The sequence below is a fragment of the Pedobacter sp. Bi27 genome, from assembly GCF_918698255.1.
Classification (GTDB): domain Bacteria; phylum Bacteroidota; class Bacteroidia; order Sphingobacteriales; family Sphingobacteriaceae; genus Pedobacter.
The window spans coordinates 36,930-60,831 of sequence record NZ_CAKKMW010000007.1; the positions used below are offsets into that span (position 1 = coordinate 36,930).

The following is a 23,902-nucleotide window of genomic DNA, read 5'->3' on the forward strand; positions in this document are numbered from 1 at the left end:
AGTTGGGAATGACGGCCCCCGTAATCTAACATTTGCAAAAAAAATCAGTTATTTAATTGGCTTTTATACAATAAATTAACCCTCAGGGTCACATCTTCTTGAGATTTATTTCCTAACCACAAAAAATAACCGAATCATAAATTAACGAAATAAGGTAAGCTTGAAATGTGTATTATTTTGTTATTTATTTAATAATCAGGTAATTGCATGGTGGCTTTTGTTTTGAATGATAAGAGATGACCACTAAAAATAGTGGCATGATCAATTATTTAAAATACAAACAAATTATGATGAAGTACAATCAACTCATTGCGGTCACTTTATTCGTTTCAGCAATTGGTTTAGGCTCATGTAAGGAACAGTCTAAAGAAAGCAAAGAAGAAAAACAAACAACAGCAGCTACCGAAGGAAGAAAAGAATACTATGAGGTTGCGCCAAATGTAAAACTGCATGTAACTGATTTAGGCAATGGTCCGGCAGTGGTGCTGATCCATGGTTACCCATTAAGCGATGCATCCTGGGAGTATCAGTACCATGCCTTGGTTAAGGCCGGTTATCGGGCAATTGGGATTACTTTAAGAGGCTTTGGTCAGTCTGATAAGCCATTTGGTAAATATGACTATGATCAGTTTGCGGATGATATTAAAAGTGTTTTAGATCAAATGGACATTAAGGACGCTGTAATCGGCGGACATTCCATGGGTGGCGCAATAGTGTTACATTATGTAGCCAAATACAAAGGTGCACATATTAAAAAACTTGGTCTGTTCTCGGCAGCAGCCCCCCGTCACACTAAAACCGCCGATTATCCTTACCCATTGTTTACCAAAGATGATATCAGCCAATGGGTAGCACTTAATAATTCAGATCGCCCGGCATTATTAGCTGCTGTAGGGGCTAAATTTGCGCTAACGCCTAGTTCACTGTCGCCAGGCATTGGCCAGTGGTTATATTCTATTGAACTTCAATCATCAGCCTATGCAATGGAGCAGGCACTTATTTCGCTGAGAGATGAAGATTTGAGGGCTGATCTGGCAAAAATCAAAGTCCCAACTTTAATCATGCATGCAAAAGACGATCACATTGTAGCCTATGCCTTAGCGCAACAAATGAATAAAGGAATCGTGGGTTCTAAACTCGTAACCTTTGATAAAAGCGGTCATGCCTCTTTTCTCGAAGAAAAAGATAAGTTCAGTGAAGAACTGATCAAATTCATTAAAGAATAACCAATTGGTGGATATCTGCACATAACTTTGCGGATATCCACTATTAACACCGTTGGTTTAGCGTCTGGGTAAAAATAACCAAATATAATACTGCCTTGTGGTAATCTTCATCCCATCATCTTCTCACTCATTCTCTCTACTATATTTCGTTTCCAAAATCGCCTTTTAGCGAAATATCGTGAGTCATTTATGGTCATGATATTGATTGCAGTGCATTAACGCCATATTCTTGCCTTTGGCATATTCTTTGAATTCGCGGGTTTGAACATTAACAAAAAAGTCCTTATCGGATCAATCCTCAAACGCTCAGTGATGATGAATAATCATCCGGGTGTTGTTCGTTTTGCGATTGCGTTAAAGTTCATTCATCCAATTCCCGGATAAATATTTTGGGAAAGGTCAATTATAAAAAATGAGAAAGCAGGAATCAGATTATCGCTCCGTAGCCAATGTTTATGGCAATGATGTTCAGCCTCACGCCAATTCTTATTTTGCAGCGCGGGCAGAAATTGTAGGGGAACAAGAAAAGGACTTTAGTTTAAAGGAACTATTTCAAGGTATATTTTCTAAACTAAATCCATTATTTTCTATTGATTGTGCTGCATTGATTCTTTATAACGATGAAATGGACCACATTACAAGAGCATATCTCACAGAGGCTATTTTAGGCAAAATATCCTGTACAGAAATTATTTCCGATCCGACCAGTCTTTCGCTTGTTACAAAAGAAATTTCGGGATTTGATTTTCCGGTGCTTAAGTCGAGGCAAGACTGGATCGCTGATTTTGGCGAGAACCATTGCTTAGCTAACCATCCTACAGAATATCATTTTCATTGTTATATACCTTTAACGCACAACGGCCGCATACTGGGTACTTTCGAACTTCATAATCAAAAACGCGAATTAAGTGCGGAAGGATTGACTTTTTGCTGTAACATTGCCGATTTCATAGCGGGACTGCTCGCTACAATTGAAGAAAAAAATGTAAACGGCCCTGGTTTTGCAAGGTCAGATGCCTCTCAAATTATAAATGGGTCTGAAATATCAGCCTTTGCTGAGGAGAAAATTAAACAGTTAGAAAAGGAAATTGAAAAACTAAGTGCGCAGCTTGCTGAATACCTGATTTTTGAGCCAAAAGAATCATCTGAAATCCTCGCACATCCTGAAATTATTGGCTGTAGCCCTGAAATGAAAGATGTTTACAGACTGCTCAACCGGATTTCTGCTACCGAAACTACAGTTTTAATTTTGGGCGAAACCGGAACGGGGAAAGAGCTGATCGCCAAAGCCGTTCACGATGGGTCTTCAAGAAGCAAAAAAACAATGGTTAAGGTCAACTGTGCCGCCATTCCACCTAATTTAATCGAATCTGAACTTTTTGGTCATGAGAAAGGAAGCTTTACGGGCGCTACAGAAAGACGGATCGGGAAGTTTGAACAAGCGCATAAGGGTACAATCTTTCTGGATGAAATTGGGGAGTTACCACTCGATTTACAAGTTAAATTGCTTCGTGTTTTACAGGAAAAAGAAATAGAACGTGTTGGGGGCAAAACAACTATTGTGACTGATGTGCGCATCATCTCGGCCACCAACAGAAATCTTTTAGAAGAAGTGGAGGCGGGGCGGTTTAGGCGTGATTTATATTACAGGTTAAATGTTTTTCCGGTTTCATTGCCTCCACTTCGAAATCGAAAACCGGATATACCTTTGTTGGCTACTTTTTTCCTGGCGAAATTCGCCAAAAAGTCGAATCGAAATCTTCATGGATTTTCAAAAAAGGCAATTTCCACGATGATGGCTTACAGCTGGCCTGGGAATGTAAGAGAATTGGAGCACCTCATCGAAAGGCAGGTGGTAATGGCAGAGGGTAATGTGATTAAGGATATCGAAATTCCGGAGAATAACAAACAATCCATATCGTCAGCCAGGTCTGTTAAAACCATATTTGAAAATGAACGCGAGCATATATTCACTGTATTAGCGTTATGTAACGGGCGGATTTCCGGTCAGCATGGCGCTGCAAAATTATTGGGTGTTCCGGCAACTACGTTAAATTCGAAAATCAAAAAGCTTGGCCTGGCCAAAAAACACATTTATTGATCATCTTGAAACAATAGTGTTCGTGCTTATTCTTTTGAGCATACTTACTGAAATGGCGATATCTCCTGGAATTTCCAAAGATATCGCCATTTTTCCTGTTATAACGATTGGCCTAAATATCCAATTCGAAAGATGAGCGGGAGGCCTTGTCTGCCTGATCCAACAGATCCGAGTCGTGTTCGGCGGCCCTTTCATCACTAATAATTGTACTTTGATTTAACGCATCTTCCTCGCTGGTTAATGCATCTTCCTTATCGTCAGAAAGTTCTTCTTTATTTGGGTCTATTATCATGGCTTTTTTATTTAAAGATAACCATTTAAATTAGCTTAAGCCGCTCTTTTTTGCTTTTTTATACATTGAATAGCTTATCTTTTGTTCATCTATATTTTAAAAAAAATAAATATGCCGAATTTTATCATAAATTCACTTTATATCGTAAATATTTATTGTTGATTTGTTTTTAAAGTTTTGTTTTACAGTGTGTTGTGTGTTGGTTTGTTTTTTGGTAAATTAACACGTCATTTAAAAAGAACAAATAATTATGGATAACGATTATTTAAAACATATCGGAGAAATGACTTCACTTTCAGAAGTTGTAAATGCCCTCGTTAAACAGGGTTATATTGTCGACTTCAATTTAAAAAGTAGCCAGTTAAGTAGCGGAGAAAACCCAATTCAGGCGTCTCCCGAGCAATTTTTGATCGATAAACATTATCGTTTTGAAGGAGAGTCTGACCCCGATGATGAGGCGATTGTTTATGCCATTTCCTCTATTGATGGTAAAATAAAAGGAATCTTTGTAAACGGTTACGGAACTTCATCTGAAAGCGTCGGTGATGAAGTGATTAAACAATTAAAAACCCGAACTGATTAGGACTGCCCATGAACAAACTTAAACTATATGGTAAACCAGATTCTCCTGAAATTTACCCCATCAGAGATTTTTTAAAACGAAGTGTTATCGATTTCGAATGGTTCGACATTACGCATGATGATTTGGGCTGGGGCCAGGGAATTACCTCATTTAATAATCCGGATAAGCAACCTGTAATAGAGTTCCCTGATGGCAAAGTGATCGTAAATCCAAGCTTAGAACAGATTGCCTGTAACCTGGGCTGGATCACCGAACCCAAATATGCAGAATACGATCTGTCGATTTACGGTGCTGGTCCTGCGGGATTAAGTGCTGCGGTTTATGCTGCATCAGAGGGACTGAAAACTATCTTGATTGAACGTGAAGCCATTGGTGGACAGGCTGGTACCAGCTCGCTGATCGAAAATTATCTGGGTTTTCCTGAAGGAATATCCGGGGCAAACCTTGCTGAAAGGGCCAGGCAGCAAGCGCTAAAATTCGGTGTCGAGATTTTGCTTTTAAAGGAGGGGATCAAAGGCTCGTTTTATGATAATAGAATCCATGTAGATTTTGCTACCGGCGAAAAGCTGGTCGCTAAAACAAATATTTGTGCAACAGGAGTGGAGTATGCCAGATTGAATCTCCCTGATGAGGACCGGTTTTTTCATAAAGGAGTTTATTATGGTGCTGGTGCAAGTGAGGCTTTTTTCTGTCAGGATAAAGACCTTTATATTGTTGGCGGCGGAAACTCTGCCGGACAGGCTGCGACCTATTTTTCTGGCTTTGCCAAACGCGTTTTCATGGTGATCCGAAAAGGTAATCTTGCAGATACCCTATCTGAATACCTGATTCAGCGGATAGCATCGATTAAGAATATTCATGTCCTGTATTATGCTGAAGTAGCGGCACTGGAAGGTGATGATTATTTACAGCGCATCAAAATTGTAAACAGTCAGGATGGAACAGAGGCATGGCACGATACCTCAAAATTATTCATCTGTATAGGTGGGAAACCCAATACCGAATGGGCTGTTGAAACTGCAATCTGCAGGGATAGAAATGGATACCTTTATACAGGTAACGATCTGCTTAGTTTGGATCAATATAAGATGTGTTGGGAGCTGGAACGGCCGCCTTATCATTTAGAAACCAGTGTTCCGGGCTCTTTTGCTGCTGGTGATGTCAGGTTTAATTCGGTAAAGCGGGTTGCATCAGCGGTAGGCGAAGGTGCCATGGCAGTAACTCAGGTTCATCAATATTTATCAAAATTGTAATTATGGAAAACAACAGCATCTGCAGCCACATTGAGGCTGTAAAAGAATTAAAAACTGCAAAAGAACGTGTTTGTGAAACCTGTATAAAACAAGGTACAGATTGGGTGCATCTTCGTACCTGCCAAACTTGTGGCATTACCTTATGCTGTGATTCATCGCCAATGCAACACATGTCTCATCATTGCCGGGCAGAAAAACATCCTGTTATCATCTCATCAGAACCTGGAGAACGGTGGATGTACTGCTTTCTGGATAATGAAATGGTTGAATACTGATTGAATATTATAAAAAAGGCTTTTGGTTAAAGCGTATGGAATTAATGGTAACCTGGCCAGATATAAATAATTAAGAAAAGAAATGCTTTCCGTGGTGACATGGTACATTCGTCCCACTGTTTTCCGGTAAAACTATTTGACCTCATTAATGTTTCTGACAATTACCCCGGGCATCTTTTCGAAAATGTCCTGCATATATTTGCGATGGTTTGCTCCGGCCATTACAACAACCCGCTTAACTCCTTTCTCTTTTGAACGGTTCAGTACGTTGTTGCACATCCCTTCATTTCTCATTAGCCACCAATGTATCTTGGAAAGCATTTCTAACTTATTGATTAAGTGTTAAGATTCAGTTTCATTTTTCATTTCTGCGTAGATTAGTCAACGGAGCCACCTTGAGCCGAATAAAATAATATCGGTGAACAGCAGATCGTAATCAATCAGAATATAATCTGTTTTTTGATAACGCTGGTGCGGAATTTACCGTGACCGCTGTAGGTGAGGGTATCACCAATTTCATTCCGTTTCATGGCTTTAAAATCAATATAACCATAAAGGCTGTCCCCGATGTTATAACTGGATTTGTCAAGGCTAAGTTTTTGATAAACTACCCAATGTAATGGCTCATCCACTTTTCCCTGATAGACCATATCAGAATAGCGGTAGCCTTCAGTATAAAAGCGGTTGTTGTGGTATTTGATTCTGAATCCAGATCCGCCCAAAAGTCCGTTAAGGCCAATGTGGATGTGCAGGGTATCTGTGCCCATAAAGAAGGCTTCGCAGTTATTGTCCTTGGTACCTGGTGGATCTTGCCGGCTCGGGCCTTCCCTGACCAAAAAAGCTACTTCGCTGCTGCGCTTTAGTGTGCTGTCCTGCCCGGGATAAGGCATTATCTCCGGCTGTAAGCCCATTTGAGCAAAGGTTTTATCCTTGGAAAGCGAATGATTAACGGTTACCTCGTCCCATTGCTCGGCAATTTTGTTATTGCAATTGACAAGAATGATGGTGATAAAGAAGAGTGAGCAAGGTAACCTGAAAATGTTCATACGCATTTTTAAAACTGGATGCGGTTTGGGGACCGATTCCAGATTTCTGGTTTTCTATAGGCCTGGCTTTTTGATATCGAAAATACTGATTATTTTTTTTGCAAAATGATGTTTTATTTGTGGCGTTAGTCACTAGTGCCAAAATCGATCAACTGAGCATTAGATCCGTTTGCCAATAAGTTAAACGTTTAACATTTTCATCTCAGATTGCCTTTATTTTAGTTGGATCTTTACCTGGAGAGACAACGGTTATTTTTTCTACTTGTAGATATGATCCAAAGGCAGCCAGTCCAGGTTAGTAATGCCGTAGAAATACCCAGCTCTGGATCAGCTAGTTTAAAAGAAGAAAAAATAGCAATAATGGAGATCGCTGTAGCCAGAATATATGGGAATGCCTTTTTCATAATAGGAGTAATCTTTGATAATAAGTTACCTAAGTCTAGGCAAAAACTAATCCAATGATACTGGAAACATTACTTATGACACTATTATTTCTTTTAACTGACATTTCTACTAAAAAAGTCAGGTTTATATAATTTGACTTTACGCAAAAGCAACTTTAAGATTCAGATCTAAATAATTTATTATATTGATTTCTTGAATATAGGACAATGAAAGATAAAATATTCACTAGGAATCAGTAAGTTTTTTTCCAGAACAGCCTTGGCTGTTCTGGATTCTTCTTTGCACCAAATTAGCTCATCTGTGAATAAAGTGAAGAAACACTCTTAATCAATATATAGCCAGAGCGCCATGCGTCTATCTTTGCATCAGAATCAAAAGAATCCCTGAATATTTGAGGTATTGCCTCAGGTGTTTTAAGGCAGTAGTAAGTTGGTTCTCCACTGTGCGTTTTGAAATATTCAGTTTCACGGCAATCTCAATGATACTCAGGTTTTCCTTTCTGCTCAGCAGGTAAATCTCCCGGCACCTTTTTGGCAGTTCGTTGAGCATTAACATAATCTTTTCATCGAATTCTTCTTGCCCAATTTTTTCTTCTCCTTTATTGGTGGTTGAAAGATTACCCAGCGCAAAAGTATGTTCATTCTGGCTGTAATCCTCGATATAATTTATGGGCACTGCTTTTAGCTCCTGTTTTTTTCTGATCCCACGGTAACTGGCACTGGTGAGTACATAGTTCTTAAATGAGCCGATATTCAACTCATGCCTTCTCTTCCAGATGTTAAGGAATATATCATGGGTAATCTCAAGCGCCGCTTCCTCGTCTTTGACATACCGGTAACACACTGCATACACTTTCGACCAATAGCGATCAAACAGGGCGTTGAATGCTTTTTCATCATCTAAAAGTATAAGCTGCAATAATTCGGGGTCCGTATGATCGCTGGTTGGCATAAGTTTGTTTCAAATAAAGCTATGATTTAAAATCGAAATAAAAAATCGCTGCACACTATGATATTCGACTCTGAACAGCTTGTTTTATTAAACTTTAATTTTTTTATTTTTTTTATGTGTGTGGCAATCACAATCCGTGTCTATATATTAAAGGACCAAATTTAAACCCTACTTGCCCGGTATGACAGAAGACCAATATCTTTCCCTTTGTGAGAAATACCTGAACGGAACAATTACGCCCGAAGAAGAAACTACGCTTTTGGCTTATCAAGATGCTCAAGGGCTTTCAGGCCTTTCCATTACAGCAGGAGAAGAGGAGCGTTTAGGTAAAATCTTAAGAACAAGGCTTCATCACAGTATCAGCGCGCAGTCACCGGCAAAAACCTTCTTTGGCATCAGAGGCCTGAGCTGGCAGGCTGCAGCAGCATTAGCAGCATCGCTCTTAATGGTAATTTATTTGGGGAGGGGTATTTTTAAAACAGAAAAATCTAAACAAGGTACCGTACTTGTCAAAAAGAAGGAAAGCAGTGACAAAGATATATTGCCGGGTTGTGCTAATGCAGTACTAACACTGTCGAACGGAGAAAGCATCAAACTTGATGGCTCCACAAACGGTGTGATCAGCAGGCATGGAAATACTGCGATCTCCAAATCAGGCAATGGACTCATCGTTTCTTCCAATGGCGTAAACCAAAAAAATGGTGTTCTGAACAAGATTACCATTCCGCGGGGCGGTAAATATGATATCACCCTTCCCGATGGTACCCGGGTATGGCTGAATTCTTCCTCATCGTTAAGCTTTCCCACAGTATTTGCTGGTGGGGAGCGTAAGGTTCTTCTTACCGGGGAAGCCTATTTTGAAGTAGCAAAGAACAGAGAAATGCCTTTCAAGGTTGATGTGAATGGAAAACAGGTAGTAGAGGTTCTAGGTACACATTTCAATATTACTGCTTTCAGCGGTGAGGGGGATATTATGACCACCCTACTTGAAGGGTCTGTAAAAATTAATTACAAAAAGTCATCAATTCTGATCAAACCTGGACAGATGGCTGTCAATGACCTGCAGAATAACTTAAAGGTTGTGCCTGCGGACCTGGAAGAGGTAATGGCCTGGAAAAATGATATGTTTATTTTCAATAATGAAAACATCAGCTCGATCATGAAAAAGATATCACGGTGGTATGATGTAGATGTTGAATATAAAGGTGATGTATCGGGAGTTAATTTTGATGGAAATTATTCGCGCTCAAAAGGTCTTAAAAGCCTTCTTAGAAATATTGAATTAACAGATAAAGTTCGGTTTGTAACTGAAGAAAGGAGGATCATCGTTATAGTAAGATAAATACTTTAGCAGATCCAAAAACCGGAAGTGCTTGAGACCACTCCCGGAATTGATTAGTGTAAAACTAATTTGGATCGCAACAATCATTCAAACAACAACTATTTAATCCTAACCAAATGTATAAAATTTTTACTGCACTTCAGTGCGGGGATATCTCTTGCTATACGCAAAAAATCCTTCGAGTTATGAGACTTACAGTCATTTTGATAATGGTCGCCTTTTTACACGCCAGTGCCGGGAGTTTTGCCCAGCAGGTGAGCATAAATGTTAAAGACGCCCCGCTACGGGAAGTTCTGAATCAATTGACCAGGCAGACCGGATACAATTTTATCTGTGATGCAAATGTGATCAGTGGTTCTGCCCCGGTTACTGTAAGATTCAAAAAAACACCGCTTCAACAGGTTTTGGAAGCCTGTTTTTCCAGCCAGTCCGTAGAAATGGTATTTGGCGATAATTCAACTATTGTAATTAAGAAAAAGATCCAGGTTGTGAAACGCCCACTACAGGTTATTTTGGTAAGTGGCATGATTACCGATGCGAAGGGAGTAGGTTTGCCAGGTGTTAGCGTACTGGTAAAGGGGACCAAGACCGGGGTGGTTTCTGATAATGGCGGGGCCTATTCCATTAAAGTAGCTGATCAGAAATCCGTCTTGGTGTTTTCCTTTATCGGGATGGTAAGCCAGGAAATAAGTGTAGGTAGCAGAACAATAATTAATGTGACCATGGCCGATACGCCGCAATCACTCGGTGATGTAGTTGTGGTAGGTTACGGAACACAGTCGCGCACTACTGTTACCTCATCAATTACAAAGGTAGAAGGTAAGAATATAGGAAACCAACCGGTCAGTACTCCGGGTGAAGCTTTGGCAGGACTTGCTGCCGGTGTGCAGGTACAATCTGATCAGGGTGGCAAACCAGGTGCGGCCCCAACCATCAGGGTACGTGGGGTAAGTTCACTTAGCTCATCGAATGATCCGCTTTATGTCGTAGATGGTTATCCACTGGAGACTGCTGCAAACTTTAACCTGATCAATCCCAGTGATATAGAATCGGTGGAAGTACTAAAAGATGCCGCATCGGCTGCTATTTATGGTTCAAGGGCGGCAAATGGAGTTGTTATTGTTACAACCAAAAGAGGAAAGGCAGGGAAAACGGTGTTTTCGGTTTCAGCCTATTCGGGTATACAAGAAGTAAATAAGTATATTGATGTTTTAGGCAAAGAGCAGTATGTGCAACAGGTAAAAGCCTTAAGTCGGATTAAAAATTTGCAGTATCCGGCAATTTTGGATGGTGACATCTCAGCACTCCCTGATGTAGATTGGCAAAAAGAAATCTTCAGAACTGCGCCAATACGCAGCTTCGAATTTAATGCATCCGGTGGTAGCGAAAAAGTTCGTTTTAGTGCTTCTGCAGGGGTGTTTAAACAAAAGGGTGTTTTAATCGGTACTGAGTATACAAGATACAATACCCGTTTAAATCTTGATGCAGACATTGTTAAAAACGTAAAGTTTGGCTTTTCAGTTTCTCCGTCATTTTCAGAGCAGTACAGACAGCCATCTTCAGGTCAGGCCAGTGGTGCGGGAGCAAATCCAAATGATTTTATTATTGGTGTACCGGGACTGCTTGCAGATCTGAATTTGCCCAGCCCGCTTAACCAGGCCTTAACTTTTCAACCAATTGTGCCGGTATATCGGGCCAATGGTGATTTTGCGCAACCCTACGACAGGGAATTAAACTATAATCTTTCTCCAACAGCTGTATTCTCAGCATCCAATTTCTATAATCCGGTGGGCATTCTTAGCCTATCTGTTAACCGGTCGAGAGCTTTTAGGACTTTAAGCAATGCTTTTTTAGAATATACACCGATTACGGGTTTAAAAGTTAAAACATACATTGGTGCAACTTTGGAAAACGAACAGGTTCATGGTTATATTCCGGGTACAATGGCATACAGTTCTGCACCTACAGCATCAGGAGCGAATCCCCAGTTGGCCGGTATTTTTGCCTCAGATAATGTACGAAATAGTTTCGATTGGGTTTGGGAGAACACGGCAACTTATGATAAACAGATCGGGAAGCATCATTTTAACCTATTAGGATTGTTTTCCGCTCAGAAATATGAATCGCAAATCAATTATACTGCGGGTTTGCCGGGTACTTTTATCACTACTTCTGTTCAGAGTCCCTTAGCTTCACCAAATACGGTTGGTACCGAGCTTTTTGATGCTAATACCTTTGTTTCATACGCAGGCAGGTTTACTTACGATTACAATAAGAAATACCTGTTCACCGCTGCGGTACGCCAGGATGGTTCATCCCGTTTTGGTTCAAATAATAAGTTTGCCGTTTTTCCATCTTTCTCAATGGGCTGGAGGCTTGCCGAAGAACCTTTTTTGAAGGAATCGTTACTGAAAATAGGTATCAATGAGTTTAAATTAAGGGGTGGTTATGGCCGTACGGGCAATGCCAATATCGGTAGTTTTACTTACATAAATTCAATCGCCTTAAACCGTAACTATGCCTCGGGTAATTCAAGGATTTTTGGTACACAGCAAACTGGCTTTGCCAATCCTGATTTAACCTGGGAGAAAAATGACCAGACCAGTATTGGAACTGACATCGGCCTATTGCAGAATAAAATCGTTTTAACTTTCGATTATTTTGTCCGTAACTCTAACGGAATGTTGCTTAACAAAGCCTTGCCCTTAGCTATTGGTTATACATCATCATTGCAATCGAGTGTTTACAACTCAACTTACCAGGCCAACTTGGGTAAGCTTCAAAATAAAGGTTTTGAGTTTACGGCCAATACCAACTTTAAGCTTGGGCCGGTAACCTGGACTGCCAACGCCAATTTTTCTACTTACAAAACAAAAGTACTGGATCTAGGTGGGCCTAGCGCATTGCCTGCGGTAAGGGCTATCAATGGCTGGAACAATGTGTATCAGGTTAAAGTTGGTGATCCTTTGGGTATTATGTATGGCTATGAGATTGTTGGTGTGTTCAAAAATGCCGCCGATCTGGCCAATAATGCAAAAGCTACCTCGGGTAATAATATCGGAGATCCAATTATCAAAGATCAGAATGGAGATGGAAAGGTTGATGCCAGTGATGTAACTGAATTAGGGCATGGATTACCGGATTTTACCTATGGACTGACCAATAGTTTCCAATATAAAAACTTCGATCTGAGTATTTTAGTTCAGGGTGTGCAAGGGGTGAATATTATTAATGGTAACAACAGGCAAACCATTACGGGTAATCACAACCAGAACTCATTGGCTAAATATTTTAATAATTATTATGATCCTGCATTTCCCGACAGGGACGTGCTTTATGCCAGTCCTATAGCTACCGGAGCATTGCCAGGACCTGCATTGACCAATTTAGCTGTCGAAAATGGTTCATACTTACGTGTTAGAAACATTACCTTGGGTTACAGGCTTAGTGATAATTTATTGCGTAAGCTATCTATCCAGTCTGCAAGGTTTTATGTAACTGCTCAAAACCCATTTCTGATAACTAAATATTCTGGTTATAACCCTGAGGCGAACATTATGGGGGGAGATCCTACAACACCTGGCGTAGATCAGGGTACATATCCTACTGCACGCACATTTATTTTAGGTATCAATTTTGGCTTTTAACCGCACTAATAAAATGATCATGAAAATTAATAAAATCATCATATGCAGTATATCCGTGCTTATCTTAAGCATGGCCATTACTTCCTGCAAAAAATCCTTTGTAGAATTAACACCTAAAGGAATAGTTCCTGTAAATACTTTTTACACCACCGAGATTGATATAAAATCGGCCCTTACGGGGGCTTACAGTAGTCTGCGCCCTATTTATAATGAACAATATGGTTTTGGCGAACTTCCTTCAGATAATGCCCAGACTTATGGAGAGAGCGAAGTGCTTTACGGTGAACAGGATAAGCTAACCTGGACTGCCAATTCTACCAATTTACAAAATGCATGGGGCAGGTTCTATGCAACCATCGCTTATGCCAATATTGTTCTTGACCATGTTGCTGCACCACCGATGACTACCGCTAACCGTAATGCCTATATTGGGCAGGCAAAGTTTCTTCGTGCTTTGATGTATTTTAATTTAGTTAGGATGTTTGGTGGGGTTCCGTTGGTATTGAATGAGATTACCTCAGAACAACAGGCCTATACCTACAACAGGGCAACTGCTGATGCTGTTTATGCCCAGATAGAAAAGGATTTAACGGAAGCTGCTGCATTACTGCCTGCAAATTATACCGGTACTGATATTGGCCGCGCTACAAGTATTGCCGCCAATGGACTGCTGGGTAAAGTTTATATGTTCCAAAGTAAATTTACCCAAGCTGAAAGCATTTTGGCAACGGTGGCTGCAAGTGCAGGTACTTTATTGCCTTACGATCAGATTTTCGGATTGGGAAAAGATAATAACAGAGATATACTTTTCTCCGTTCAATATCTTGGCGGCGGTTTTGGCGAGGGAAATACTTTTGCAAGAAGCTTCGTGCCGCAACCATCGGGCACAACAATTACTGCTGTAACCGGTAACAGTAACAACAGTGGGACAAAAGATTTATATGATAGTTTTGAAGCAGGGGACAATCGCTTAAATACGGCAATTGGCGTATATAGTGCAGGGACTTTGGTGTATTATTATGCTAAAAAGTTTGTATACCAGAGCGTTGGTGCCAATAGTGAAGGAGATAATGACTGGCCGGTTTTACGCTACAGCGATATCGTTTTATTATATGCCGAAGCTTTAAACGAAAATGGTAAAACCCCGCAGGCACTTACGCAACTAAACCTGGTCCGTACGCGCGCTAACCTAACTGCTAAATCTGGACTATCCCTGGCTGATGCAAGAATTGCTATCCAGCATGAAAGAAGGGTAGAGCTTTGCTTTGAAGGGGAGAGATGGTTCGATTTGATCAGATGGGGGATAATGGTCAATGTAATGCAGGCCCATAAAACCAATTATGTATCGGCAAACGGTTTAATTGGAAATGTAGTGCCAACATTAGCATTATATCCTATACCCACCAGAGAAATTCAGCTCAACCCGAATTTAAGACAGAACCCAGGTTATTGAGCTTAGTCAGTAAATCAATTCATTGTAGATTGAGGCTGATATTTATTACAAGGCTGCAATGAGATCATTGTAGCCTTGTTGTTTTGTGTTTTTCTTTGGCGTTTCGTGCATAAACGTCCTCTGCATGACCGCTATTGGTAACTGATTAATGCCTTCTATAGGTCACCCAGTTGATCAGATAGTGAAAACGGATCACGCTGAAAAATATACCGTCAGGCTTGAACATTGTTCGTTGCTCCTGATGAAAGGAGATCTACAGACCATGCCGATGGGGCCAGGGGTCAATTTGACTTTTGAAAAATCATTGAGACTTAAAATTCATATGTAATTGCAGAATTATCTTTATATCGCCATACACTATGAATAACCAAACCAAAACACCCTGATCTCCTAATAGCAAAATATAAATCAGCGCTGCCCCGAACCTTTCGCGGAATAAATTGTTGAACCATAAAAAGCACTATGGAAACCACAGGAGATCGTGAACAGCCAAAAAAAGAAACGGGAGAGCAAAAGGTTCTTCTGGATCCTGCCATCACCGCAGAGACCGACGAACTGGACCCCAGATTCCAGCAGGATCAGACAATTAATGACAAGCCGGCAGAAGAAAGCAATAATATACCTAATCAATAACAGAAAATGGAACAGTTCAGAATAGAAGTGGCAGTAGAGAACCAGGGTAGGTTTTACGACATCCGCCCTTTGGGAAATGCCAGGTATGAAATATCAGAAAACGGCCAGGTAATCGGCACTATTCAATTGGATGAGAGAGATCATGCCCGATGCGAAAGCCAGGGCTGTGAACTGGATCTTCCGGCATTGCATGCAGTCCGCGAAGGCATACAGGCTCATGAAGGCTGGGATGAGGCTATAGGGCACGCCTAGCAAAGCCTGGCCATTAAGGTAAAGTGGCTGTGCAACTCTGGGTTAGCTTTCCAAGTTGACTTGCCTAAATAATTTCTTGGTAATGAGTTTCATATTTTCACCAAGCTGGTCTAGTCTGCAGTTCAGTACAGATTTATGAATAAGATTTCATAAATCCTTTTCGGTCAAAATGACTTTCTGATTTTTCCATTCCGTAATCTTCCTATATCTTTCCCATTAGGACAGTTTAGCTGACAGGTAATCAAAGTTATTACAGCTTTGCCACAAGGTCTTGTTGCCGATGACGTAGAAGTGTTTTTTTGCTCTGGTGAGCGCCACGTTAAGCATATTGGGTTTAGCTGATGCCCACCTTCTCGCGCCTTCACTTTTAGGGTCGCTACCGAGTACGAGGAAGACAGTGTCGGTTTCTTTGCCCTGAAAGGTGTGTATGGTTCCGCACTTTACTTTGGGGTACTTTTTGTTGAGTTCCATACGGCATTTATCGGCTACGGATTTGAATGGGGAGATGACGAAGATATTGTCTGTATCTTGGATGATGGCTAGTTTTTCTTTTAACAGTTCGATTTCTTCCCTGATGACCTGTTTATTTTCAATGGTTTTTCCCGCAATATGGAACCAGGTGGATGGGCCGAGTGCTGTGCTGTTTTTATCATCATGAGTTGCTTTGACCATTTGATCTGAGTAAGCGATATGATTAGCGATGGAGAACATGGGGTCAGCGCATCTGCGGTGCGTACGAAGTGGGAATCCTGTCCAGATTTTCTGTTCGTCGCTCTGTTTCATCTCTGTGCCATAAAGGCTGATGCGATCGGCGAGCTGCTGGGCGGAAGATAGCTGTGGGAACCAGATAGGTTCATTTTTATAGGGACGGTTGAGTATTTCAATGAGCTTTGCCGGACTGGTTACTACAGGTTCGATCTGTAGCGGATCTCCAATAATGATGGATCTTTTTGATCTGTTTATGATTCCTGCTGCCGATTGTACAGTAGCCTGTCCGGCCTCGTCCAAAAGGAGCCAGCCTATGCTGTCCTCTTCGAGGTTTTTAAACAGGCGGCTGACTGAGGCAAGCGATGTGGATACAACAGGAACCAGAAAGAAAAAGGTTTTCCATACACTGGAAGCAATTGTTTTGGAAACAGCGGCTTTGCCATCAAGCATTTCAAGTAGTATATTGATGTTGTTGCGAAACTGTTTGGCATTGCTAAGTACAGCATACTCATGGATCTTGAGGCTTGTTAAGAATATATTGGACCTTAGGGTATTGAGTTTCTCTGATGACCATGGATTACTTTTATGAAAAGCAGATCTGTCTTCGGTATAGGCTTTGTACAGGTTTTCATCAGGTAGGTTGTTAGATGCTATTCCGTAGTCCTGTTGAAGTGTCTCTTTTTTTGTTGTATATGCTTTAATCCTGCTTTCAATTAAAGCAAGTTCTTTCTTAATATCTTTTTGCCCTGCCTCATTTTTATCCAGGTTGGTTCTTAATTGCTGCTCTTCTTTCCCGGTTTCCGAAATGCTTCTACTAACTTTATTGAGATCGTTTAGATACTGTTGTAAAGGCGGGTTCCATCGTTTAAAGGACTTGGTATTGAAAAGCTTTTGAAAGAAGAAAAAGGAAGGCTTGCCTAGCTGGTGAAGGGCGATAAGTTCTTTGGTCTCTTTTAGCGCTGCCTTTAACCTGTTCAAGACTTCTTTTAGATCTTTGATCTGGTTTTCGAAGGTTATGGCTTTTTGCTTTAGATCATTGAGATTGCGTTGTAGTTTCGTTTCTTCCTTTATGTCAGCTAACTGTTTTGGTAGCGCGGCATGGAATGCGCTGGCTAATTTGCGGAAGGCCTCGAATTCCTGGATTAACCCTGTAAGTTCTGTTTTGGTCTGTTCAAATTTTCCACGGTAGCCAAGGGTATGATCGATATCTTCTGGATTATTGTATAAAGAACCCAGGTAATGGCTGAATCTTTTCTCTTCTTTGGAATTGAACCAGAAGTTTGATTTGAAAAATCCTCTGTTCTCTGAATTGCCCAGTGCTACGGCCAGCAGTCCCCAGCTTTCCTTTTCGATCATGGACTTTGTATGGGCGATGAAATATCCAGCCTCGGTAAAGCTGGGGTCTATCTTGTTCCTTTGTGGAAGTTCTTTGGATATATTCTCCACGGCTGCATTGTTGTTGCTGGCCACAACGATCCCTGTGTCCTCAAATAGTGGGGTTTTGATAGGGAAATGGGTAAGGAAATCTGATTCGCGCTGGATGCGTTCGCCAGGCATAAACATCAGGATATTGTTTGCTTTGATGAGTTTTTGCACGCGCTGTACAATAACATCTGCTATTATATCACTAAGCAATGTTGTCTTACCTGTACCTGGAGGACCGTTAATGCCCATGATCCCACCGTCTTTTAAATCTTCAAGAGCGATGTTCATCGCACCTAATTGGGCAGCGTATGCGCCAAATTGCGGATTAGAAGGCCATCTTCCCATCGGCATCTTATTGGGATCTATTGTTTTAAAGAATGCACCGGCCTCTTTTAGAAGATCGGTTCTTTGCCTGGGATTGAGCTCCGGGATCAGGTAGTTGCTCAGTCCTTTGTTCCATTTTTTTGGATGGTTGATAAGCTGGTTTAGATCATCCAGATAAAAGCTGTTGAGGAAACTGGTGTCCGCATTTTTGATCTTTTTCGATATGATAATGCGCTGGCAATAAATGGTAGCTTCACATTCGAGGTCTTGGATGTTTAAACTGTTCAGTACACTGACCTCTCTTTTCAGCTCCTTCCAGCCGATAAAATGCTGTTGCACAGGTTTATCTGGTTCGTCAGAAAATGGCTTTATGGTATGTCTCTCTGTAAAAGCTTCCTGTACTTTTTCCAGCTTTTCTACTACTGTTTCCATTTCTTTACCATTCTGGAGGCATTTTAATCCATGAAGGTAAGAAGCCTGTAGGTATGCGCCCTCCTCGCTCAAGGTTCCCTCTTCTTCTATTACGAGTACAGCCATGCAGGTATCACCAGTAATTTTTTCCATCCAGTCCGGTTTTTCATCGCTTTCGCCAGTAAACTTTTCGATCAGTCCGGTAACATGCAGTTTTTTCTGCTTTCCAAAATATAGGATATACCTTCGTTTGGCATCTTCCAGAGATTCCTGGGGAATTGTCCATGGTAGGGGCGAACCGGCTTCTAGATAATTTAGCTTATCTGGCATGTCTGGGAGATTGAAAATTTCAATGTCCCTCCAGAACTGGAGAATGTTTTTCTGTTTTTCCAAGAGCATAATCTTTATGTGCTTAAAATAACCAAATTTTTCAGACAATTAAATTTTAATACCGCTTGACGCACCTGGCATATGCGTTATTTGGTCAAAAAAGCCACTAAATACCAAAAACAAAAGCCTGCAAATTATTGATTTGCAGGCTTTTATTGTTTTTTTTGGTGAATTTTGTTACTGATTCCAGTGGAGCCGAAGGGAGTCGAACCCTTGTCCAGTTGTGAGATAAATTATACCTTCTACATGCTTATTTTTCAATTGATTTTCGGGAAATAAACGGGCTGAAAACCGACCTTATTTAAATCCTTAGATACTTTATCTCACTTTAAGTCGTATCTCCTTAAAGCCAGCTTTGTTGTTTCGATGCCCCAGATTCTAACCCAACAATGCAGCAGTTAGAGGGACAAAAGCTAATTAGTTCTAAACTAAGCAGCTAAGGCGTAAGTATTTTCGCCAACTAAAATGTGAACGTTCACTTTAAGTGCTCTCCGTACAACGCACTGCATGCTAACATAACCTTCGCCACCCTGTCAAATCCAAGAACGGCCCCTTTTCAGTTTACAGTTTTAAGTAATCAATTTTGTAAACCGGATACAAATATACAAATAAAATGCCAAATAATAGCTTTAAACTGTTATTTGGCATTTAAAACCGTGAACTGAAAACTGTGAATTGAAAACTGTAAACTATACCGTTCTTCCCGGATATTGTTGCAACGCTACTTCCAAACAGTCCATAGCTGCATTTAAATCCGAAATATTTAATACATATGCCATACGCACTTCGTTTTTACCGGAACCTGGAGTAGAATAGAAGCCCGTTGCAGGTGCCATCATCACCGTTTGGTTATTATGGGCAAAATCTTCTAAAATCCACTGACAGAATTTGTCAGCATCATCAATCGGGAATTTTGCTACCACGTAAAATGCACCGCCCGGATTAGGACAGAAAACACCTTCGATATTATTTAACCGATTAACCAAAGTATCACGACGTAAAGTATATTCGGTATTTACTTTTTCAAAATAGCTATCCGGCGTATCTACAGCCGCTGCACCAGCAATTTGTTCAACCATACCCGGACTTAATCTTGCTTGTGCAAATTTTAATCCTGATGCAATAACTTCTTTGTTTTTGGTAATTAAACAACCTAAACGTGCACCACAAGCGCTGTAACGTTTAGAAACTGTATCCATAATCACCACATTTTCATCCAAACCATCTAAATGCATTGGAGAAATAAACTCTCTTCCATCATAACAGAATTCGCGATAAGCTTCGTCAGAGAATAAAAATAGATCGTATTTAACACAAAGTGTTTTTAATGCCTCTAATTCTGCCCTTGAATATAAATAACCAGTTGGGTTATTAGGGTTACAAATGATGATCGCCTTCGTTTTTTCTGTAATCAGTTTTTCGAATTCCGCAATCGGAGGCAAAGCAAAACCATTTTCAATATAAGAAAGGATGGGTTTTACCACTACGTTGCTCATGCAGGCAAAGCCATTGTAATTGGCATAAAAAGGCTCTGGAATGATAATTTCATCGCCCTCGTTTACGCAGGTTTGCATGGCAATGGTGATGGCCTCAGAACCACCAACTGTTACCAATATATTTTCGGGTGTAATATTATAACCCAGTTTATTGTAGTATTCGGTAAGTTTTAAGCGGTATGCAAGTGTACCTTCTGATGGAGTATAGGCCCAAACATTAAAATCAATGTTTTTGATGGCGTTTAACATTCCTTCAGGTGTTTCGATATCTGGCTGACCAATATTTAAATGGAAAACTTTTTTACCATCTTTTTTAGCTTGATCTGCAAATGGAGTTAACTTTCTGATTGGCGATGCAGGCATCTGCACACCTTTTTGTGAAATTTTTGGCATGGCACAAAAATAAAAAAGTCCCGATGAAAATCGGGACTTTTTAAATATTATCGTTTAAATAATTATTTCGAAGCTGCAGCAACCGTTTCACCTTTAATGTAAAGCACTTTAATTGGTGTTTTAGCATTTGACGTAATGGTTACAGCTTTTGAAAAAGTTGATGGACCAGCAGCAGCGTTAAAGGTTACTGAAATTACACCAGTTTCTCCTTTTTTCAATGGGGTAGAAGTGTATTTAGGTACTGTACATCCACAACTTGCTTCAGCTTTGGTAATAATTAATGGCTCTTCGCCAATATTGGTGTATTTGAAATCGTAAGTTACTGGTTTGTTTAAAACGATTTTACCGAAATCGTGAGTTTCCGATTCAAATTTAAACTCTGCAGGTTTAGTTTGTGCATTTACAGCAATACCTAAACCTAAAACAAAAGCGAATAATACTAAGATCTTTTTCATGTTATGTGGTTGTAATTTATTTTTTTAATTCCAAAACAAATTTAATGTTTTCATATTAAAACAAAAACTATTCCAAATATATTTTACAAATCCATATATAATTTTACAATCTAGGATAAAGGCAAACTTTTAATTTTGTATATATTTGCCGCAACCAATCTTTGATTACTATGCCGAATGAAAAATTGATGACCAACACTATTGATGCTTCCGAACTCAGTTTTAACGATTTTAAATCTATCGTTATAAACGACTATAAAATAGCCTTTGAAAGTAGGCAGGCCAGTGTTTTAGGCCGTAGAGAAGTATTAACAGGGAAGGCTAAATTTGGTATTTTTGGCGATGGAAAAGAGGTGCCGCAGGTGGCTATGGCGAAAGCTTTTAAAAACGGCGATTGGCGCTCGGGCTATTACCGCGATCAAACTTTTGCTTTTGCAACTGGGATTTCTACCATTAAAGAATTCTTCGCACAGCTTTATGCCAATCCAACCGATGGAGCCGATCCATTTTCAGGTGGAAGGCAAATGAACTGCCATTTTGCAACAAAATCAGTTAACGAAGATGGAAGCTGGAACGATTTAACGCAGATTAAAAACTGTTCGTCAGATATTTCTCCTACCGGTGGCCAAATGGCCCGTTTGGTTGGCTTAGCTTATGCTTCTAAATTATTTAGGCAAAATAAGGAACTGGATTACTTAAAACACTTTTCGGTTAACGGAAATGAAGTTGCTTTTGGTACCATTGGTAATGCCTCGACTTCTGAAGGCGTGTTTTTTGAAGCCATTAATGCCGCAGGTGTATTGCAGATACCCATGGCCATCTCAATTTGGGATGATGCTTATGGCATTTCAGTTCCGGCAAAATATCAAACTACAAAAGAAGATATTTCTGAAGTTTTAAAAGGTTTTCAGCGTGAGCCTGATCAACCAGGATATGAAATTTATAAAGTAAAGGGCTGGGATTATCCAGCTTTATGCGAGGTGTATGAAAAAGCAATAAATGTGTGCAGAGATGAACATGTACCTGTTTTAATTCATGTTACCGAACTTACTCAGCCTCAGGGGCACTCTACCTCTGGCTCGCACGAAAGGTATAAATCAAAAGACCGTTTAGCTTGGGAAACCGAACACGATTGCATCCTGAAAATGCGTGCCTGGATGCTCGATTCGGCAGTAGCAACCGAAGAGGAAATTGCAGCGGTTGAAAAAGACGCAAAGGTTTTTGTACGCAATGCACAAAAAGAAGCTTGGAATGAGTTTTTGGATAGCATTAAACCCGAACAAAAACAAGTGGTTGATTTAATTGGTGGTGTAGCTAAACATCAACCGGAACTGGCTAGAATCGCTGCAAATCTAGCCTCAACTGCCGATGCACAACGCAGGGAAGTGTTCACGGCTGTGCGAAAAGCCATCCGTTTATCGGCTAGTTTTAATTCTCCCGAACGCAATGAACTGTTAGCCTGGTATAAACAGCAGGCTAAGGCTAATCACGACCGTTATAACTCTAAACTGCATACTGATGGCAAAGAAAGTCCGGATATGATTGCAGTCGTTAACGCGGCATATGATGAACAATCAAAAATGGTCGACGGTAGGGAAGTGCTTAATGCCTGCTTTAACGAAAACTTTGCCCGCGATCCACGGTTAGTGGCTTTCGGAGAAGATTTAGGAAATATTGGCGATGTAAATCAAGGTTTTGCAGGTTTACAGGCCAAATATGGTGAGTTGAGGATTACCGATACTGGAATTAGAGAAATGACCATTATGGGGCAAGGCATTGGTTTGGCCATGAGGGGCTTAAAACCAATTGCCGAAATACAGTATCTTGATTATTTAATTTTTGCACTAAATGTACTCAGCGACGATTTAGCATCACTATCATACCGAACCAAAGGAATTCAAAAAGCACCTGTTATTGTGCGTACCCGTGGCCATCGATTAGAAGGAATCTGGCATTCAGGTTCACCAATCAGCATGATTTTAGGTGCTTTAAGGGGGATGCATTTATGCGTACCAAGAAATATGACTCAAGCTGCAGGCATGTACAACACCCTTTTTAGGGCTGATGAGCCTGCTGTAGTAATTGAGTGCTTAAATGGTTACCGACTTAAAGAAAAACTACCAACTAATGTTGGCGATTTTACGGTTCCATTAGGTAAAGCAGAGGTTTTAGAAGAAGGAACGGATATAACAGTAGTATCTTACGGGTCTTCGTTAAGAATTGTTCAGGAAGCCGCAGAAGAATTGAGCTTATTGGGCATTTCTGTAGAAATTATTGATCCACAAACATTATTACCTTTCGATACCACTCAGGTTTGTGTAAACTCCCTTGCCAAAACCAATAAATTACTGGTTGTAGATGAAGATGTTCCTGGAGGTGCATCTGCATATATCCTGCAAAAAGTACTCGAAGAGCAAAAAGGTTATTTCCATTTAGATGGTCAGCCGAAAACATTATCGGCTAAAGCACACCGCCCGCCATTTGGATCTGATGGTGATTATTTCAGTAAACCATCGGTTGATGATGTAATTGAAACTATTTATCAGATGATGCACGATGCAAATCCAACTAAATACCCCGCATTTTTTTAATAAAGCAATCGCTGAGGCATAAGATTTAACTGTCTGGATAATTTAAAGGTTTACAAATCAGTTTCTTATTTTGTTTATGCTTAGATGATTGGGATTCTTGATGAAAAGGTAAAAAACTGGTCACCTATTGATCAGTTTTTTAACTACTTTTATAAACCAAATTCTATTTTGTTATTTCAGTATGTTTTATCTCAGCCCGGACATGAAACGCTGTAATTTTCAAGATTTTTTATGCGTATTATATAGAAGA

The 23,902-nt window shown here is 40.3% G+C and carries 19 protein-coding genes and 1 other RNA gene; 11 read left to right on the forward strand and 9 right to left on the reverse strand.

What is annotated here, in order from left to right; all coding sequences use genetic code 11:
- Positions 1 to 257: 257 nt before the first annotated feature.
- Together LQ227_RS20995 and LQ227_RS21000 are read left to right on the forward strand one after the other, a co-directional pair.
- Positions 258 to 1,226, forward strand: a complete 969-nt coding sequence (locus LQ227_RS20995; protein ID WP_230146702.1) for an alpha/beta fold hydrolase — start codon at positions 258 to 260, stop codon at positions 1,224 to 1,226.
- Positions 1,227 to 1,638: 412 nt separating this feature from the next.
- Complete coding sequence (locus LQ227_RS21000; protein ID WP_230146130.1) at positions 1,639 to 3,327, forward strand: sigma-54-dependent Fis family transcriptional regulator; 1,689 nt, start codon at positions 1,639 to 1,641, stop codon at positions 3,325 to 3,327.
- A gap of 112 nt (positions 3,328 to 3,439) precedes the next feature.
- Here the strand turns inward: LQ227_RS21000 and LQ227_RS21005 are convergent, their stop codons facing one another.
- Positions 3,440 to 3,619 carry a hypothetical protein gene (locus LQ227_RS21005; RefSeq protein WP_215130458.1) on the reverse strand — a complete coding sequence of 60 codons (180 nt, stop codon included), beginning with the start codon at positions 3,617 to 3,619 and terminating at the stop codon, positions 3,440 to 3,442.
- Between the two features lie 250 nt (positions 3,620 to 3,869).
- Here LQ227_RS21005 and LQ227_RS21010 point away from each other — a divergent pair, with 250 nt between their 5' ends.
- From LQ227_RS21010 to LQ227_RS21020, 3 genes are read left to right on the forward strand one after another with little or no spacing between them, the layout of a single operon-like run.
- Positions 3,870 to 4,202 (forward strand): phosphoribosylpyrophosphate synthetase, encoded by a 333-nt coding sequence (locus tag LQ227_RS21010; RefSeq protein ID WP_230146129.1) that lies wholly within the window; start codon positions 3,870 to 3,872, stop codon positions 4,200 to 4,202.
- A gap of 8 nt (positions 4,203 to 4,210) precedes the next feature.
- The gene (locus tag LQ227_RS21015; protein WP_230146128.1) at positions 4,211 to 5,455 is read left to right on the forward strand and encodes an NAD(P)/FAD-dependent oxidoreductase; all 1,245 of its coding nucleotides are present in this window, start codon (positions 4,211 to 4,213) and stop codon (positions 5,453 to 5,455) included.
- Positions 5,456 to 5,457: 2 nt separating this feature from the next.
- Positions 5,458 to 5,730 carry a UBP-type zinc finger domain-containing protein gene (locus LQ227_RS21020; RefSeq protein WP_215130350.1) on the forward strand — a complete coding sequence of 91 codons (273 nt, stop codon included), beginning with the start codon at positions 5,458 to 5,460 and terminating at the stop codon, positions 5,728 to 5,730.
- Positions 5,731 to 5,862: 132 nt separating this feature from the next.
- Here the strand turns inward: LQ227_RS21020 and LQ227_RS25665 are convergent, their stop codons facing one another.
- The 4 genes from LQ227_RS25665 to LQ227_RS21035 all read right to left on the reverse strand — a co-directional run bounded on the left by LQ227_RS25665 (position 5,863) and on the right by LQ227_RS21035 (position 8,132).
- Entirely contained in the window at positions 5,863 to 6,051 is a 189-nt protein-coding gene (locus tag LQ227_RS25665) for a DUF5694 domain-containing protein (protein ID WP_230146127.1), read from the reverse strand.
- Between the two features lie 119 nt (positions 6,052 to 6,170).
- Positions 6,171 to 6,776: a hypothetical protein gene (locus LQ227_RS21025; protein ID WP_230150880.1), complete on the reverse strand. Its 606-nt coding sequence runs from the start codon at positions 6,774 to 6,776 to the stop codon at positions 6,171 to 6,173.
- A 230-nt stretch (positions 6,777 to 7,006) separates the two neighbouring features.
- On the reverse strand, positions 7,007 to 7,180 hold the full coding sequence (locus LQ227_RS21030) for a hypothetical protein (RefSeq protein ID WP_230146125.1): 174 nt from the start codon (positions 7,178 to 7,180) through the stop codon (positions 7,007 to 7,009).
- A gap of 355 nt (positions 7,181 to 7,535) precedes the next feature.
- Positions 7,536 to 8,132 carry an RNA polymerase sigma factor gene (locus LQ227_RS21035; protein ID WP_230146124.1) on the reverse strand — a complete coding sequence of 199 codons (597 nt, stop codon included), beginning with the start codon at positions 8,130 to 8,132 and terminating at the stop codon, positions 7,536 to 7,538.
- Positions 8,133 to 8,313: 181 nt separating this feature from the next.
- Here LQ227_RS21035 and LQ227_RS21040 point away from each other — a divergent pair, with 181 nt between their 5' ends.
- The 5 genes from LQ227_RS21040 to LQ227_RS21060 all read left to right on the forward strand — a co-directional run bounded on the left by LQ227_RS21040 (position 8,314) and on the right by LQ227_RS21060 (position 15,459).
- Positions 8,314 to 9,474, forward strand: coding sequence for a FecR family protein (locus LQ227_RS21040; protein ID WP_230150882.1), 1,161 nt, complete (start codon positions 8,314 to 8,316; stop codon positions 9,472 to 9,474).
- A gap of 524 nt (positions 9,475 to 9,998) precedes the next feature.
- Positions 9,999 to 13,121 (forward strand): SusC/RagA family TonB-linked outer membrane protein, encoded by a 3,123-nt coding sequence (locus LQ227_RS21045; protein ID WP_371824752.1) that lies wholly within the window; start codon positions 9,999 to 10,001, stop codon positions 13,119 to 13,121.
- 19 nt (positions 13,122 to 13,140) lie between these two features.
- The gene (locus tag LQ227_RS21050) at positions 13,141 to 14,574 is read left to right on the forward strand and encodes a RagB/SusD family nutrient uptake outer membrane protein (protein ID WP_230146121.1); all 1,434 of its coding nucleotides are present in this window, start codon (positions 13,141 to 13,143) and stop codon (positions 14,572 to 14,574) included.
- A gap of 462 nt (positions 14,575 to 15,036) precedes the next feature.
- On the forward strand, positions 15,037 to 15,207 hold the full coding sequence (locus tag LQ227_RS21055; RefSeq protein ID WP_230146120.1) for a hypothetical protein: 171 nt from the start codon (positions 15,037 to 15,039) through the stop codon (positions 15,205 to 15,207).
- A gap of 6 nt (positions 15,208 to 15,213) precedes the next feature.
- Positions 15,214 to 15,459 carry a hypothetical protein gene (locus LQ227_RS21060; protein WP_230150894.1) on the forward strand — a complete coding sequence of 82 codons (246 nt, stop codon included), beginning with the start codon at positions 15,214 to 15,216 and terminating at the stop codon, positions 15,457 to 15,459.
- A 216-nt stretch (positions 15,460 to 15,675) separates the two neighbouring features.
- Here LQ227_RS21060 and LQ227_RS21065 read toward each other — a convergent pair whose 3' ends face one another.
- From LQ227_RS21065 to LQ227_RS21080, 4 genes are all read right to left on the reverse strand, one after another.
- A complete protein-coding gene (locus LQ227_RS21065; RefSeq protein WP_230150897.1) occupies positions 15,676 to 18,657 on the reverse strand; it encodes an ATP-binding protein in 2,982 nt (993 codons plus the stop codon).
- 247 nt (positions 18,658 to 18,904) lie between these two features.
- Positions 18,905 to 19,270: a transfer-messenger RNA gene (ssrA, locus tag LQ227_RS21070) on the reverse strand.
- A 136-nt stretch (positions 19,271 to 19,406) separates the two neighbouring features.
- On the reverse strand, positions 19,407 to 20,606 hold the full coding sequence (locus tag LQ227_RS21075; protein WP_230150900.1) for a pyridoxal phosphate-dependent aminotransferase: 1,200 nt from the start codon (positions 20,604 to 20,606) through the stop codon (positions 19,407 to 19,409).
- A 62-nt stretch (positions 20,607 to 20,668) separates the two neighbouring features.
- Positions 20,669 to 21,061, reverse strand: coding sequence for a DUF1573 domain-containing protein (locus tag LQ227_RS21080; protein ID WP_057934084.1), 393 nt, complete (start codon positions 21,059 to 21,061; stop codon positions 20,669 to 20,671).
- Positions 21,062 to 21,231: 170 nt separating this feature from the next.
- Here LQ227_RS21080 and LQ227_RS21085 point away from each other — a divergent pair, with 170 nt between their 5' ends.
- Complete coding sequence (locus LQ227_RS21085) at positions 21,232 to 23,652, forward strand: thiamine pyrophosphate-dependent enzyme (protein ID WP_230146116.1); 2,421 nt, start codon at positions 21,232 to 21,234, stop codon at positions 23,650 to 23,652.
- Positions 23,653 to 23,902 lie beyond the last annotated feature (250 nt).